This window comes from Mycobacterium sp. IS-1264 (genome assembly GCF_001954195.1).
Classification (GTDB): domain Bacteria; phylum Actinomycetota; class Actinomycetes; order Mycobacteriales; family Mycobacteriaceae; genus Mycobacterium.
In genome coordinates, this window is the sequence record NZ_MBES01000068.1 from 22406 (window position 1) to 39060 (window position 16655).

10 protein-coding genes are annotated in these 16655 nt (G+C 66.5%); 4 read left to right on the top strand and 6 right to left on the bottom strand.

The features are described 5' to 3' along the window. Positions 1-89 precede the first annotated feature (89 nt). The 3 genes from A5744_RS16650 to A5744_RS16660 are packed head-to-tail and all read right to left on the bottom strand — an operon-like array spanning position 90 to position 4001. A complete protein-coding gene (locus A5744_RS16650; protein ID WP_205866319.1) occupies positions 90-1031 on the bottom strand; it encodes an aldo/keto reductase in 942 nt (313 codons plus the stop codon). Between the two features lie 48 nt (positions 1032-1079). After that, the gene (locus A5744_RS16655; RefSeq protein WP_240563069.1) at positions 1080-2699 is read right to left on the bottom strand and encodes a GMC family oxidoreductase; all 1620 of its coding nucleotides are present in this window, start codon (positions 2697-2699) and stop codon (positions 1080-1082) included. Positions 2700-2732: 33 nt separating this feature from the next. Continuing rightward, positions 2733-4001: a glycosyltransferase gene (locus tag A5744_RS16660; protein WP_076062837.1), complete on the bottom strand. Its 1269-nt coding sequence runs from the start codon at positions 3999-4001 to the stop codon at positions 2733-2735. A gap of 278 nt (positions 4002-4279) precedes the next feature. On the opposite strand from A5744_RS16660, the gene A5744_RS16665 reads away from it, so the two are divergent. After that, a complete protein-coding gene (locus tag A5744_RS16665; protein ID WP_083679320.1) occupies positions 4280-6502 on the top strand; it encodes an acyltransferase family protein in 2223 nt (740 codons plus the stop codon). Positions 6503-6601: 99 nt separating this feature from the next. Further along, positions 6602-8794 (top strand): acyltransferase family protein, encoded by a 2193-nt coding sequence (locus A5744_RS16670; protein ID WP_076063032.1) that lies wholly within the window; start codon positions 6602-6604, stop codon positions 8792-8794. A gap of 51 nt (positions 8795-8845) precedes the next feature. On the opposite strand, the gene A5744_RS16675 is transcribed toward A5744_RS16670, so the two are convergent. Together A5744_RS16675 and A5744_RS16680 are read right to left on the bottom strand one after the other, a co-directional pair. Continuing rightward, on the bottom strand, positions 8846-10114 hold the full coding sequence (locus A5744_RS16675) for a glycosyltransferase (RefSeq protein WP_076062842.1): 1269 nt from the start codon (positions 10112-10114) through the stop codon (positions 8846-8848). Between the two features lie 135 nt (positions 10115-10249). Beyond that, positions 10250-11242: a sulfotransferase family protein gene (locus A5744_RS16680; RefSeq protein ID WP_240563070.1), complete on the bottom strand. Its 993-nt coding sequence runs from the start codon at positions 11240-11242 to the stop codon at positions 10250-10252. A gap of 744 nt (positions 11243-11986) precedes the next feature. On the opposite strand from A5744_RS16680, the gene A5744_RS16685 reads away from it, so the two are divergent. Beyond that, the gene (locus A5744_RS16685) at positions 11987-13495 is read left to right on the top strand and encodes an MFS transporter (protein ID WP_240563076.1); all 1509 of its coding nucleotides are present in this window, start codon (positions 11987-11989) and stop codon (positions 13493-13495) included. A 48-nt stretch (positions 13496-13543) separates the two neighbouring features. Here the strand turns inward: A5744_RS16685 and A5744_RS16690 are convergent, their stop codons facing one another. After that, positions 13544-14815, bottom strand: coding sequence for a glycosyltransferase (locus tag A5744_RS16690; RefSeq protein ID WP_076062846.1), 1272 nt, complete (start codon positions 14813-14815; stop codon positions 13544-13546). A 472-nt stretch (positions 14816-15287) separates the two neighbouring features. Between A5744_RS16690 and A5744_RS16695 the strand changes: the two genes are divergently transcribed. Beyond that, the gene (locus tag A5744_RS16695) at positions 15288-16637 is read left to right on the top strand and encodes a hypothetical protein (RefSeq protein ID WP_170874512.1); all 1350 of its coding nucleotides are present in this window, start codon (positions 15288-15290) and stop codon (positions 16635-16637) included. The last annotated feature ends 18 nt before the right edge of the window (positions 16638-16655 follow it).

The window sequence follows — 16655 nt, forward strand, 5'->3', positions numbered from 1 at the left end:
GCCGTTCCCCTTCTGCCACATCGTGCCTTCATCCGAAAGCTGTTGCGCGCAAAACACACAATTTACCTCCGCTTGGCGCTCGGGAGTCTTCATCGCGCGGTTTGACCCGTATCGAGCCAATGGAGCGTCGCTTCATTCAGCTTCAAGGACAACGCGCCCACGTTCTCGGCGAACTTCTCGAACGTCGAGCAGCCCACCACGGCGAACGGCTGAAGCGGGTGGCGCAGCACGTACGCGAGCGCCACCTGCGCGACGGTGGCATCGTGCTCACGCGCGAACGTCCTTGCGCGCTCGAGCCTTTCGATGTTTCTGTCGGTCCCGAAGTAGGTTGCACACCACCGGCTCCGTCGGTTGGCACCCGGATCCTTCGGATCGTAGTGGTCGGAAAAAAATCCGCGGGCAAGGCTCGAGTACGCGAACACCGGCAGCCCGTGCGCCGCATACCACTCGCGTGCGCCACGCGCGCCGTCGCCGCCGAGAGTGACGCCGCCAGGCCACGGAGGTCGCGTCCACTCGGCGAGGCTGAATTGAGCGCTCGACGCGCTGAACGGTTTGAGCCCCGCGCTGTCGGCGAACGCGTTGGCGGTGGCGATCCGCTCGTGCGACCAGTTCGACGCCCCGATCGCGCGGATCTTGCCTTCGTCGATGTGGCGGTTGAGCCGCTCGATGAGCGGTTCGATCCGCGCACTTGGGTGGTCGAAGTGCAGCAGATACAGGTCAACGAAATCCGTCCCGAGCGCCTTGAGCGATGCGTGCAGGTCGTGCGACACGTCGGAGGCCGAGAGCCGCGGTCGACGTGATAAGAGGTGGTGATGGCATCCCTTGCTGATGACGACGACCTCGTCACGGTTGCGACGTTCCCGGATCCAGGCGCCCAGCGTCCGTTCGCTGTCCCAGTAGATGCGCGCCGTGTCAAATGTGTTGCATCCGAGCTCGAATGACCGATCCATAAGCGAGAAGGCTTGCTGCTCAAGGGTTCGACTGCGCACCAGGGGCAGAGGCCGGCCATGCAGTCGATCGGTGCCGAACACAATGCGCGAGATCGGCTTGTCAATCCCAGCGACCCTCGCGTAGTCCATCTAGTTCACGCGCTTTCGATAGTCACCAACGATGAACCGACACGCTCGAACGGTCAGAGCCATCATCGTGAGCGTGGGATTCTGGAACCCGGGTGAGACAAAGCATGCGCCGTCGGTCACGAACACGTTGTCAGCGTCCCAGCACTGACAGTACGAATTGAGCACCGAGTCGTCCGGTTTGTCGCCCATGCGCGCGCCGCCCGTCTCGTGAATGGCGCCCCCGGGCCACAACGCGCCGCAATCAGCAAGGACGAGCGATCGAAGCCGTCGCACGGGGATGTTCCAGCGACCGACCTCGATGGTTTTTCCGACCCGCAGGCCCCCGGCGGCGGCAATTTCTGGAAGCTTGCGCTTCATGTGCGCAACCATCTCGAGGTCATCCTGCGAATGGGTGCACTCGATTCTGGCTACCGGAATCCCCCACGCGTCCTTGACAGTCGGGTCGAGCGACACGTGATTTTCGTATCGGGGCTGCATCTCGCCGAACGCGCTCATGATCCACACCGGCGCACCGCGGCCAATCGCCATCTGAATCCCGTAGCCGCCGGAAAAGTTCTTCGATTCCTTGTCGAGGAAGCTAGGAATGTAGAGGCCCGTGCCGGCGAAGTCGAATCCATCCTCGTTGAGCCCGCGCTCCACATCTTCGTCAGACACCGTGCCGACTTGCGTGTACGAAACGTGGTCGCACAGATAACGTCCCAGATGGCCCGACGATCCCCCGACGCCCGCGGGGTGCCTGGCGGATTCCGAGTTCAGCAGGATCCGCACGCTCTCGATCGCCGACGCACACAGCACGACGACGTGCCCCCGAACCTCCCGCGCAATGCCCGTCAACCGCTCCACATATTCGACGCCGGTCGCCCTGCCCGACCGCTCATCGATCAGCACTCGGCTGACGACGGTGTCGGTCCGAACTTCGAGCCGGCCGGTCGCCATTGCCAACCGCACGGGAAGCGGAACCCTGTTGTTGTCGTACTTGGTCTTCCTCGCGTGCGTGACGCGGACGTTCGGGAGGTGTTTCTCGACATTCGCCCGGAACGCGTCTTCGAGCTTCGTCGTTTTCGCGGGACCGATGAACTGTCCGTCCGGGCAGTTTGGAATGGCCGCCGGTGCCCCGTAGACACCGAGCGTCCGCTCGACGATGTCGTAATACGGGGCCAAGTCTTCATACGACAACGGCCAATCAAGGCCGTCGCCACGGACGCTGGCGGCCTTGAGCTCGAAATCCGACATCCGGGGGACATGTCTCCACCACGTGTGCAGGCGGCCGCCGAGTTGCCGGCCCCTAAACCAGAGGAACGTATCGCCTCGCGGGTTCGTATACGGGTTCTCTCGGTCGCTGACGTAAAACTGCTTGGTGGTGTCGGAAAACGATGAGCATCGCGCCTGAATGTGTTGTCCCCGTATCGCCGCTTTGACGCGACCGGCAACGCCCATCACGGCCACATCGGCGCCGGCCGGAAAGTCTCGGGCGATGTCCAGGTCCCGGCCCGCCTCGAGCAGGACCACATCCAGACCGCCTTCCGTCAACTCCTTGACCGCCCACGACCCGGCGGCTCCCGAGCCGACGACGATGGCGTCATACGTTGAGTCGCTACTGCGCATGCGTCCGGTACTCATGCCGAGGCGATCGGGCAGCGCCGCCGGCGCCGATCAGCTGACGCGCTTCTGGCGGGCAAAATTCTCCAGGAGATCAGCGGCGGCCGCAACGCTGTCGGCGGGTTTGGTCATCCGGGCGGCGATTTCGCGGGCCCGGACGGCGTAATCCGGGGCAAGGATGGTGCGCAGGTCCGAGAGCAGCGACTCGCGCGTCGTCCTCGCAAAGCGCCGGGAGGTCCCGACCTTCAACCGTTTGACCGCGGCTCCCCAGAGTGGCTGCTCGCCCAACAACCACAAGATCAACGTGGGGACTCCGGCGCGCAGGCCCGCGGCCATGGTGCCCGGGCCCCCGTGGTGCACGACGGCGCGGCAAGTGGGAAACACGGCCGCATGGTTCACCGCACCCACCACCTTGACGTGTTCGAATTCGGGAAGGTCGCGGAAGTTACTCCACCCGGAGCCAACCAGCGCCCGCTCCCCCAGCTCCGCGCATACCGCCGCGATCGTGGCGAGCGTGTCGGCGGGAGAGTCGACCGGGATGCTGCCAAACCCAAAGTAGATCGGCGGTGTCCCGGCGGCGATCCATGAGGCGATCTCCTCATCGGCATCCGTTGGCAACTCCATCGTCAGCGCGCCGATAAAAGGCCGTTGGCCGTTCCACTTCGCCCACTCCGCGGCCAGCCCGGGAACACAAACCTCGTCGTAGGCCTGGATTTCCAGGGATCCGCGTTCGGTGATTCGTCGGGACGCCGGACCCTTCGCCTTCGGCAGGCCCAGCTCACGGCGACGCGCATCCTCCGCCTTCTTCCACACCCGCCAGACCATCCACTCGGTGACCGTCATCGTGGCGCGGCCCAACGGCGCAGGCAGGTAAGGCACGTACTGACCGTTGGGCCGCAGCGGGGCGTGATCGAGCGTGGCCAACGGAATGTTGTGATATTCCGCGACGTCGGCGGCGACGCCCTCGAAAATCATGCCGGTGAAAATCAGATCGGCCCCCTCCGCGAGCGACGTCAGGGTCTTGCTCATTTCCCCCCAGCTCGCGAAATTGGGCTCCCACGATGCACGCCACACCTCGATCAGATCCCGGGTCCGCCAGAAGTTGCCGAAGAGATCCCTCCAGAAGTTGCGGTGCGCGTCCATCGTGACCTGGGTATCCAGCCCGTAGGGGACCGCGGCGAGCCCCGCCGATTCGGCGAAGCCAACCATGTCGGGCGGGACCGCGATGCGCACGTCATGCCCGCGGTGCAGCAGCTCACGACCGACGGAGGCGCAGGGCTCGACGTCGCCACGTGTCCCGTGGCACGCCAGCACAAACTTCATTGCGGACCCTCGCCTTTCACTTCCAGTGCGGCGTTCTACAGACGAAAGCGGCGGCCGTGCGTGCCCGGCTCAGCCGCCCAGCAGTATAGCCAGGCGCCAGCGTATTGATCTGGGAACCAGAAGATTTGGGCACGCGCCTTTGCCCCGAATTGCCCCTGCAATCAAGTGATCTCACAGCGGCAACGGCTTTCCCTGCACCACCGTTGAACTGCGGGCGGCATGGCCTCGTGCTTCAAATGCGGGGTTGGCAAAAGCCAGCCCGTTTGCTGGGTGTAAGAATGCCCTCTATTCGAGACGCGTCCTGTTACAAGCTGGTGACCTTGCGCCAAACCCGCACCTTCGGCCCTGCCGAGAGCGAGCATGCTCGTCGGTTGGCACCGAAGGAATTTCGCCAGGACATCGAGGGCCTGCGCGCCGTTGCGGTGCTGGCCGTTGTCCTCTTTCACGCTGAGGTGCCCGGCATCGGTGGTGGATACGTCGGCGTGGACGTGTTCTTCGTGATATCGGGCTTCCTGATCACCGGGCTGCTCTGGCGCGAGGCGAGCACCGCCGGCACGATCGGCCTGCGGCGCTTCTACGGGGCGCGGGCCCGCCGATTGCTGCCCGCATCGGCGACGGTAGGCGTCGTCACCGCAATCGCCTCGGCCGTCCTGCTACCCCCGTTGCAGGCCCAAGGCGTGCTCGAAGACGGCATCGCCAGCGCGTTGTACGTCAGCAATTACTGGTTCATCCTCCAAGGCGTCGACTACCTCGCTCCAGAACTGCCGGCGTCGCCGTTCCAGCACTACTGGTCGTTGGGCGTCGAGGAGCAGTTCTACCTGGTGTGGCCGGCGCTGATCCTCGGTACGGCGTGGCTGATTCGCCGGGTGCGCAGGCGCACCAGAACTGAGGCCACGTCGTCGCAAACCCCGTATCTGGTCGTCCTCACGGTGGTCGCGCTGGTGTCGTTCGCGCTGTCGCTGGCAGTCACCTACTGGTTGTCCGCCGTGGCGTTCTTTTCGCTGCCGACCCGGGCCTGGCAGCTGGCCGCCGGCGGCATGGTGGCCCTCACCGCCGGGCAGTGGCGCCGCCTACCCGCAACATTTGCGGCGATCGCGGGGTGGGCGGGGCTAGCTCTGATCCTGTTGTCCTGCACGCTATTTAGCACCGCCACGCCCTATCCGGGTACCGCCGCGCTGGTGCCGGTGTTGGGCGCGGCGCTGGTGATCGGCGCCGGCTGCGGCGCGGCTTCCCGGGGATGCGGACGCGTCCTGGCGGTGTCGCCGATGCGCGCGATCGGCCGGGTGTCCTACTCGTGGTATCTGTGGCATTGGCCCGTGCTGCTGCTCGCGCCCGCGCTGCTTGGCCACCCGCTCGGGCTGGCCGGGCGGCTCACGGCGGCCCTCGTCTCCGGCGGGCTGGCCGTGCTCACCCTGTATCTCATCGAAAACCCGTTGCGATTCGCCGCTGCCGTGCGCCGGTCTCCCCTGGCCAGCCTGGCGCTCGGCGGCATGGCCACCGCGGCAGCCGTCGGTGTGGCCGCGGCACTGCTCGTGGCCATGCCCCTGCCGGTCGGTCGCGGCGCGCCGACGCCGGCGCTGGCCATCACCGCGCCGCGTCCCCCCACTGGCTCCAATATCGACGCCTATGACACCGCGGTGCGGGACGCGGTCGCCCAAGTGCAGGCCGCGGTCGCGGCGTCCACCGACCTCAAAGCCGTACTGTCCAACCTCGACCCGCCGCTTGCCGACGCGGAAGCCGAACTCAAGACGTTGCGCACCGCTGGCTGCATGCGCGCTCTTCTCGAGGTCGAACAGCCCGAGTGCGCGACGGGCGACACCGCGTCCGCAACGACGGTTGCCCTGGTCGGCGATTCGTATGCCGCGATGTGGAGTCCGGCGTTCCAGCAGGTCGCCACGCAGCGGCATTGGCGGCTGGAAACCCTGGCCAAGGCGGCCTGCCCGCTGATGGAACTACCCATCATCAACCCGCATAGTGGGCGGCAGTACACCGAGTGCGAGCGGTGGCGCGGTCAGATCATCGACCGGTTACGCGCCGAGCACCCGCGGCTGGTCGTGGTGAGCATGTGGCGCCGGTACGCCGTCTACGGATATGCATCGGGTTTCACACCGTACGACCGGACGTGGATCGATAGCCTGGCCCGCCTCGTGCAGCAGCTGCGCGGCACCGGTGCGCAGGTGTTGATGCTCGGGCCGATCCCAGACCCGCACTCAATGGTGCCGATCTGCGTGTCCGGGCACCTCGATGACGCGATGGTCTGTTCGGCGCCACGGTCGACGGCGGTCAACGAAGCCGGCATCGCGGCCGAGTCCGCGGCCACCAAAGCGGGCGGCGGGCGCTACGCCGATCTCACCGAGCTGTTCTGCACGGCTGACCGCTGCCCCGTCATCATCGCCAACAACCTCGTGTACTTCGACCAGAATCACGTGACGCGTGAATACTCCCGGGCATTGGCACCGGTGATCGGGGCGCTGGCCGACCGCGCGCTGGCGGGCGGCTAAGTCTCCCGCCCTAAACGCGCGAGATGGCGGAGGACCGTTCATTCGGCGCTGTCGAAGTGTGACAATGCCTGTATCGCGTCGTCTTACAAGGTGGTGACCTTGGCCCGAGCCGACAGCGTCTCCCCTGGCGAAGGGGTGCAATGTCGGCGCCCCGCACAGACGGGATTTCGCCCCGACATCGAGGGCTTGCGCGCCGTCGCGGTGTTGGCCGTTGTCCTCTTTCACGCCGAGGTGCCTGGTGTGGGTGGCGGATACGTCGGCGTCGACGTGTTCTTCGTCATCTCGGGCTTCCTGATCACCGGGCTGCTCTGGCGCGAGGCGAGCGGCGCCGGCACCATCCGGCTGCGCCGCTTCTACGGGGCGCGGGCACGCCGACTGCTGCCGGCCTCGGCCGCGGTGGGCGTCGTCACCGCGATTGGTTCGGCCGCCTTGTTGCCCCCGTTGCAGGCGCGAAGCGTCCTCGGTGATGGCATCGCCAGCGCGTTGTACGTCGGCAACTATCGCTTCATCCTCCAAGGCGTCGACTACCTCGCCCCCGTATTGCCCCTCTCGCCGTTCCAGCACTACTGGTCGTTGGGGGTCGAGGAACAGTTCTATCTGGTGTGGCCGCCCTTGATCATCGTGACGGCGTGGCTGGTCCGGCGCGTGCGTCGGCGCAACCGCGCCCAGGCCACCTCGTCACAACGCCCATATCTGGTGGTCCTGGCGCTGGTCGGGATCGCGTCGTTTGCGCTATCGCTCGCGATCACCTACTGGCTGGCTGCTGTGGCGTTCTTTTCACTACCGACCCGGGCCTGGCAGCTGGCCGCCGGCGGCGTGGTGGCCCTCACCGTAGGTCAGTGGCGGCGACTGCCGGCACTGCCCGCCGCGATCGCCGGATGGGCCGGGCTGGCCCTGATCCTGTTGTCCTGCAGCCTATTTAGCACGATCACGCCCTATCCAGGGACTGCGGCAGTGGTCCCCGTGCTGGGCGCGGCGCTGGTGATCGGCGCCGGCTGCGCCACACCCGCCCAGGGCTGCGGCCGCGCGCTGGGCTTGCCGCCGATGCGCGCGATCGGCCGGGTGTCCTACTCGTGGTACCTATGGCACTGGCCGGTACTGCTGCTCGCGCCCGCGCTGCTTGGCCATCCACTCGGGCTGGCCGGCAGGCTGGCAACGGTCCTCATCTCCGGCGGGCTGGCCGTGCTCACCCTGCATCTCATCGAAAACCCGTTGCGATTCGCCACTACCGTGCGGGGCTCTGCCCTGGCCAGCCTTGCGCTGGGCGGTACCGCCACCGCGGTGGCCGTCGGTGTCGGCGCGGGGCTGTTGATCGTGATGCCCCTGCCGGTCGGCCGCGGCGCGCCGGCGGCGGCGCTGACCATCACCGCGACGCCTCCCCCCGCCGGGTCCAGCATTGACGCTTACGACACCGCGGTGCAGCACGCCGTCGCCCAAGCGCAGGCCGCGGTCGCGGCGTCGGCCGACCTCAAAGCCGTGCCGTCAAACCTCGACCCACCGCTCGCCGACGCGTCAGGCGAGCTCAAGGTCATGTTTGTCAACGGCTGCCTGCGCAATTTTCTTCAAGTCGGACAGCCCGAGTGCGCGACGGGCGATACCGCCTCGACGACGGCGGTGGCTTTGGTCGGGGACTCGCACGCCGCGATGTGGGCTCCGGCGTTCCAACAGATCGCCGCGCAGCGCCATTGGCGGCTGGAAACCATGGCGAAAGGCGGCTGCCCACTGATGAACTTGCCCACCAACCCCAACCCCCTCCGGCGCCTGGTGTCCACCGATTGCGAGCAGTGGCGCGGTCAGATCATCGACCGGTTGCGCACCGAGCGCCCGCGGCTGGTCGTGGTGAGTATGTGGCGGGGCTATGGCGCCGGCTCCGGTGCCGACTTCGGATGGCTGCCGGGTTTCACCTCATACGACCCGGCGTGGATCGACGGCTTGACCCACCTCGTGGCGCAGCTGCGCGGCATGGGTGCACAAGTGCTGGTCATCGGGCCGATCCCGGATCCCCAGTCGGTGGTGCCGATCTGTTTGTCCGGGCACCTCGGTGACACAACAGCCTGCTCTCCGACACGCTCGACGGCAGTGAACCAATCCGGCATCACGGGCGAACTCGCGGCCACCAAAGCCGGTAGCGGCTACTACGCCGACCTCACCGAGCTGTTCTGCACCGCTCGCCGCTGCCCGGTCATCGTCGGCAACACCCTGGTGTACTTCGACCAGAATCATCTGACGGTCGAATACTCCCGGGCGCTGGCGCCGGTGATCGGGGCGCTGGCGGACCGCGCGCTCGCCTAGCAGGCGTTTACCCATTATCCCTTGCGGGACAGGCGCTTTCACTGACGCCGATCAGCGAACACGCCGCGAGCGGGCGAAATCCTCCAGCAGATCAGCAGCGGTGGCAATGCTGTCGGCGGGTTTGCTCATCTCGGTGGCGAGCTCGCGGGCCCGCGCGACATATTCCGGGGCGAGAACGGTGCGCAGGTCCGCGACCAGCGATTCGCGAGTAGTCCTGGCAAACGGCCGGGCCGTGCCCACTTTCAATCGTTTGACCACAGTTCCCCAGAGCGTTTGATCCAGCCACGTCGGAAGGATCAACGTGGGCACTCCGGCACGCAGGCCGATGGCCGTGGTGCCCGCGCCACCGTGGTGCACGACCGCACGGCAAGCGGGAAAGGCCGCCGCATAATTCATCGGGCCCACAACCTTGACGCCCTCGAAATTGGGAACGTCGCTGAAATCGGTCGAGCCGGCGCAAACCAGCGCCCGCTCGCCCAACTGTGCACAGGCCGCGCTGATCATGGCCAGCGTGTCGGCCGGAGATTGGACGAGCGTGCTCCCGAACCCGAAGAAAATCGGCGGCGTTCCCGCGGCGATCCACGACGCGATGTCCTCGTCGGCGTCCGTCGGCAACTCCATCGTCAGCGCGCCGACGAAGGGCCGCAGGCCATCCCATTTCGCCCATTCGGCCGCCAGCCCGGGAAAGCACGCCTCGTCGAAGGCCTGGATTTCCAGCGATCCGCGTTGCGCGATCCGTCGCGGCGCGGGCCCGGTGGCCTTGGGTAGACCGAGTTCACGGCGCTGCGCATCCTCGAGCCTCTTGGTCATGGGCCGCTCCAGCCACTCGTTCACCGCCATGAAGGCGCGGCCCAACGGCGCCGGCCGGATCGGAAAGAGCTGACCGTTGACGCGGGTCGGGAGGGTGTGCAGCGTGGCCAGCGGAATGCCGTAGTACTCGGCAACATTGGCGGCGGGTTGCTGACCAAGCAAGCTGGTGAACAGCAGGTCGGCCCCGTCTGCCAGCGACATCAGCGTCGCGCTCATATCCCGCCAGCCCTGGGCGAACCGCTGCCAATCTTCGCGCGCGAGCCTGATCACCTCCCGGATCTTCCAGAAGTTGTGGAACATGTGCGTCGTGAAGTCGCGGTGAAGGTCCTGCCACTTGCGCGCATCCGGCCCGTAAGCGACCGTCGCAAGCCCGGCCGACTCGGCGAAGGCGACGAGGTCCGGCGGGACAGCCGCGCACACCTCGTGTCCCCTGCGCAGCAGCTCGCGGCCGACGGCGACGGAGGGTTCGACATCACCACGTACGCCGTAGGCTGCCACCACAAACTTCATCGCGGACCTCAGCCTTCCAGTTGTCGCGCGAGTGGCCGACCACACGCGCAACGGCCATTATCCCTAGTTCTTCGATTCTCGGCTGGGCGTTCGCCGATTGGCTTCGGCTGTAACGGTGTTCGCTCGATGCCGGCTCTAGGCCCAAGTCCCGCGGCGCCGGTGAGCCAGCGCGTTGACCTCCATGATCAGTTTGAACACGGAGGGCCGGACGCGCCGGTTGAGCTTATGCAGCCGCTGGAAATCCTTGAACACCGTCCGGAAACCGCTTTCGCTCGCGCGATACGCCTCGAAAACGCGATCCAGCGCAGCATGATCCCAGAGTTCGTCACGCGCGGCGGCGCCCAGCGTTTCGTAGACCGCGGTAACCCAGTCCGTGCCAAAGGGCTCTGCCACCGGATCGCAGTGTCGCTGGCGGTGCAAATCCGGCTTGAGAAACTCATCGATTGCGTCCTCATCCCGGGTGTCGAGGTCAACACCGAGCGCCGCGGAAATCCGCTTTATTTCCCGGCGCCAGTCATCGAGAACATTGGCGTACTCGACGAACACCCGCGGTAGGCCGCGCGTGTTCCGCTCGGCCAGCAGGTTGAACTTCAGCCACAGGGCGCTGGACAGATCCGGCGAGGCCGAAATCTGCGCAGCCACCGACGCGATGACCTCCTGCGGACGGCGCACCGTAATCACGGTCATGACGTCAAATCCGGCCAGCCGCGCCGCGTCGAACCACACGCCGGACAGCAGCGTGATCCTCGGGTCCTTGATGACCACCAGCGGCGCGGCCGGCAACGTCTTGAGATACGCCCCGATCTCGGCGACGCAGGCGGCCTTTTCCTTTTCGCCCAACGCGCCTTCCTCATGCAGTCGCAGGGTCGGGTCGAAGATGGTGCTGCGGTGCCGGTACAGGATTGCTTCGTTGAGATAGTTGGCTTTGCGCGGCTCGAAGTAGCCAAGCGGATTGTCCGCCATGGCGCCCACCAGCCCAGCCGGGAGCGTGCCACCGCACAACGACAGAAGTCCCGTGAGCGCCGTCGTCCCCGAACGGTTCATGCCCAATACGAACAGAAGGACCGGGCGGCCCGCAGTCTCCATCCGTGCGGAACAAGATCCGGCAGCGCGTCGGCTCTTGACCATGGCGACAGGTTAGACGAAGGCGGGGGGTGCGGCCATTTTTCGCGAATCACGGAATGTCGCATGAATACCCCGGGGGCGCACTCGGCGCCGTCGCCCCGCGCTTCGCCGCCTCCCGGACCAGATTCGTTGTCCCCGTTGCGATATCGGCGGTGACCATGGCGGGGCGCGAGTCGAAACAAGATCAGACGGCGAGGTTTGCCGGATCGCACGAAGAGGGGCAGTCATCACCGGGGCGGCGAACCGGGACATCGGCAACCAACGGGGCGGCGCCGCCTCCCCTTTCCGGGTCCCGAAGCTCCCCGCGATACGTTGCGCGACAAGGTATTTCACCGAACGGCGCGACCAATCGGCGCGGTTGCCGGCTCGCTTGCGTTCGCGCCGGTGGCTCGGAAACAGCGTGTGCGGGCTGCGCTGGCACCATTTCGTCGTGACCGGGCCCTGACCAGCCCGGGAAGGGGCGAACAGTATAGAAAAGTCATCGTCGGCGTGGGCCCGACGCCATCGATCAGGAAGCGGGAGATCGCTGGGCTGACCGCCGTCGAGCCGCCGGTGAGTGGACGGCGCCAGCCGATCGCGAACGCTCAAGTAGGCGTTTAAGACTGGGTCGTCCGATGGGAAGAATGTTTATCTCGTCGTTCTGCCGTTAACAATTCTTAAGATGCGGTAGCGTCCCGCTATGACGGCTCTAACGATGCAGGGCTGCATACCCCACTAAACGACAGAACGGGCGGAATGAGCGACCCCATGCCCATGGAATCGACTGCGCTGGGCCACACCAGCAGCGACGAGGAGACCAGCATGCCGTCGCGCCGGTTCGTCGCCGCAATCGTGACCCTGGGCGGCATGCAGCTGATGTCGATGATGAACGGCACCATCACGATCGCCGCACTTCCCAAGATCCAGAACGAGCTGAACCTGTCCGATGCCGGGCGGAGCTGGGTGCTCACCGCCTACTTGCTGGCCTATGGCGGGCTGATGCTGGTTGGCGGTCGCGTCGGCGACACCATCGGACGCAAGCGTGCCTTCATCGGAGGGGTCGCGCTGTTCACCATCACCTCTGCGGTCTGCGGCATCGCCCAGAACGGGGGGACCCTCATTGCGGCCCGCCTGCTGGAGGGCGTGGCCGGCGCGGTCATCGCACCGACCACGATTGCGCTGGTGGCGACGACCTTCCCGAAGGGGCCGACACGCAATACAGCGATGGCGGTGCTGGGCGCGATGGGCAGTGTCAGCTCGGTGCTGAGCCTGGTGGTGGGCGGCGCGCTCGCCGATTTGGCGTGGCGGCTCGTTTTCCTGGTCAACGTACCGGTCGGGCTGTTCGTGATCTATCTCGCTCGCACCGCGCTGCGCGAAACCCAGCTCGAGCGGATGAAGCTCGACGTCGCGGGGGCGGCCTTGGCCACGCTGACCGGCATCACCGCGGTTGTCGCCTTGTCGCTGGGGCCCGAGAAGGGCTGGCTGTCGGCCCCGGCAATCGGCGCGGGTGTGCTGGCAATAGCCGCTTTTGCGGCGTTCATCATGGTGGAGCGCACCGCTGAAAACCCCATCGTGCCGTTTGACCTGTTCTTCGACCGCAACCGGTTGGCCACGTTCGCGACCATCTTCCTCGCCGGCGGGTTGCTGTTCAGCCTGACCGTGCTGGTCACCCTGTATGCGCTGAACATCATGGGCTACACCGCGCTGCGCGCGGGCCTTGGCTTCATTCCGTTCGCCCTTGCCGTGGGCGTCGGCGTCGTCGCGTCGTCAAAGCTGGTGACGCGGTTTCCGCCGCGGGTACTGGTGGTCGCGGGCGGGATGCTGCTGGTGAGCACCATGCTGTACAGCTCGACGTTCCACCGCGGCATCCCGTACTTCCCGAATCTGGTGGTCCCGCTCGTCATCGGCGGTATCGGTATCGGCCTGGCCAACGTCCCGCTCGGGCTATCGGTGATCGCGAGCGTCGGTCAAGACCGGATAGGCCCCACGTCCGCGATCTCGCTCATGCTGCTCAGCCTCGGCGGGCCGGTCGTGATGGCCGTCATCCAGGCCATCGTCACGTCGCACACGCTGTCCCTGGGCGGCGTCAACGGGCCGGCGAAGTCGATGAACGCCGCCCAGCTGCATGCGCTGGACCAGGGTTATACCTACGGCCTGCTGTGGCTGGCCGGGGTAAGCGTCCTCGTCGGTGTGGTGGCGCTGATGATTGGCTACACCGCCGAGGACGTGGCACGCGCACAGGAAGTCAGGAAGGCCATGGACTCCGGGGAACTGTAGTCCTTCGCACCCGACCGTGCGGCCTTGCCCCACAGTCACTTTGGCCTATCAACCAACACGTCGCGAGCGGGCGAAATTTTCCATGAGATCGGCGGCGGCCGCGACGCTTTCGGCGGGTTTGCTCATCCGCGTGGCGATTTCGCGGGCCCGCGCGACATATTCCGGGGCGAGGATGGTCCGCAGGTCCGCGATCAGCGACTGCTGGGTGGTGTTCGAGAAGCGCCGGGCGGTGCCCGCTTTCATTCGTTTGACCCGACCCGACCAGATCGCCTGATCGGGCCCCGTCCAAAGCGCCAGCAGGGGGACCCCGGCGCGCATGGTGGCGGCCGTCGTGCCCGCGCCACCGTGATGCACCACCGCGCGGCAGGCCGGGAAGGCGGCCGCGTAATTCATCGGACCGACCACCTTGACGTGTTCGAAATGGGGAAGCTCGCCGAAGTCGGTCCAGCCGGAGCCAACCAGGGCCCGCTCGCCCAGCTCAGTGCAAGCCGCGCTGATCATGGTGAGCGTGTCGGCGGGCGACCCGACGTGTGTGCTGCCGAACCCGAAGAAGATCGGTGGTGTTCCCGCGGCAATCCACGACGCGACCTCCTCATCGGTGTCCGCCGCCACTTCCCTCGTCAGAGCACCGACGAAGGGTCGCTGAGCCTTCCACCTCGCCCATTCGGCCGCCAGCCCGGGGAACCAAAAGTCGTCGTAGGCCTGAATTTCCAGCGATCCGCGCTCGGCGATCCGTCGGGGCGTGGGCCCGGTGGCCTTGGGCAGGTTCAGCTCGCGGCGCTGCGTGTTGACGAGCTTCTTGCCCCAGCGCCAACCCAGCCACTCCAGCGCGTTCATCGCGGAGCGGATCACCGGCGGCGGCAGGAACGGAAGGATCTGGCCATTGACCCGGATCGGCGTGATATGCAGCGTCGCAAGCGGAATGTCGTGATACTCCGCGACGTTGGCCGCGACGTCCTCGAAACCGGGGCAGGTTAGCAGCAGGTCGGCCCCATCGGCCAGCGACGTCAGCGTCCTGCTCATTTCCATCCAGCGCTGGGCACCGAGTGCCAGCACGTCGCGCCACACCCTGATGTGGCCCTGGACCTTCCAGAACTTGCCGGGCAGAAACGTCGCCGCGTTGCGCTGCGCCTCCAAAACGGTGACCTGCGTGTCCGGTCCATAAGCGACTGCCGCGAGCCCGGCCTCCTCGACGAAGCCAACGAGGTCGGGCGAGACGGCCAGGTGCACCTCGTGCCCGCGGCGCGCCAGCTCGACCCCGACGGCGAGACCGGGCTCGACATCGCCGCGAGTTCCATAGCTCGCCAGCACAAACTTCATCGCGTGGTCCGGCCTTTCACGTGTCGTACGCATTCCGGCGAAAATGAAAGCGGATTTCCCCTCCACAGCTCAATCGCCCGGCAGTATAACGGTGATACCCGCGCTGCCGGGGGCGAATCAGCGACATATCGCAAGCTGCGCACCGGCCGTCGGCAAGTGACCCACCACCGCTGGGTCCCGCTAGTCGTCTGAGACATGTTGCGCGACAACGTACCTCGCGGATACATAACTAGAACCGCTGTGCGGCAACGCATCTCGAAGTATCGCGGTCCCTAGGCAAAACAGCTGGTCAGATTGTTTGGCTGGCCGTATGGTGTTCGCACCGACGTATCGGAGTGGCGTTCCTCCATGCGATCGCTCGCGAATCGGCTAGTCTCTTCTGATGGCGACCCGGACACGCTGGCGTGCACGCACATCCCGAAAGGATCGCGAATCCAAACGTGATGCGAGGCCGGACAATCGGCTCGCGATCATGGACCACGCCCTGTTCTCGCAGCATCGCGCCATCGGCCGGCAGGTTGTCGTCCAGGTCGTCTGGGTGTATGAGCACCCTGTCGACCTCGATGGAGTGAGGCGCTTCAACCGCGCCCTCGCGGACGGCCTGTTGGGCCGGCACATCGAGCGTTCGCCGATCTTCGCCCGTCATCGGTGGGTGGCGGATCCGGGACCCGCCGACATCGACGTCGCCCCCCGTCCCCGCCCACGCGCGGAACTCGGCGACTGGGCCGACGAGCGCTCACAGCTGCCGATCGATTTGGAACGCGGCCCGGGCTGGAATATCGGTGTCCTTCCGCTCACGGACGGCTCGACGGCCGTCAGCCTGGTGACCTCGCACTACCTCATTGACGGCTTTGGGCTCGCGTTCACGATCGCCGAGGCGATCCTGGAGCGATCGCGCGATCTTGGCTACCCGCCCCCGGCCTCACGCACCCGCCTGCGCGCGGTGGCGCAGGACCTCCGCCAGGCCGCGCGGGACGTGCCCGAGGCCGCCCGAGCGGTTGCCGCGGCGAGAAGACTGGCCCGTCGCCAGCGCCGCGAGGCTGCCGGATCACCGGCGCCGCAACCCGTCGCCGCCGGTGCAGCCGACGGTGACGACGAGACGGTCGTCGTGCCCGTCATCACGGCCCACATCGACGTGGATGAGTGGGAAGCCCGCGCGAAAGCTCTTGGCGGAACGAGTGAAACGCTGCTCGCCGGGATCGCCGCGAAGCTCGGGGAGCGCGTCGGACGCCGGCGTGCCAGCGACGGCGCCGTTACCTTGCTATTGCCGATGAGCGAACGCACCGAGAGCGATACGCGAGCGCTGGCGGTGTCGTATGCGAGCACCCACGTCGATCCGACGCGGGTAACGACGGACCTGGGTGACGCCCGCGCCGCCATCAAGCAGGCGCTGGCCACTCTGCGGGAGGCGCCGGACGAAGACGAGCGGCAGCTCCTCTGGCTGACCCCGTTAGCGCCGAAGCGTGCATTGAAACGGGTGGCCGACGCGGCGCTCAACGACCCGGACCTCCCGGTGTTCTGTTCCAATCTCCGCGATCTCGGCTTGGTGGTGATCCTGCTTGCCCGCAACGAGGCCGAGTTCGCCGCCCTCTCCGCTCACCTGTATCCCCTGCACCTCATCCGAGTGATCGCGCAACGCGTGACGCGACAGTGGCTTGAGCGCGCCGGCGGCCAATTGACCCTGCAGTCCTGGCGCATCGGCGACAAGATCGGCATCACCATCGAGTCCTACCAACCCGGCGCGGAGAACACCAAGCCTGCATTGCGCGAGCTTGTTACGCGCACGCTGGCTGAATTCGAGCTGACCGGCGAGATCGACTAAGCCCCGAGCTCGCCGCGA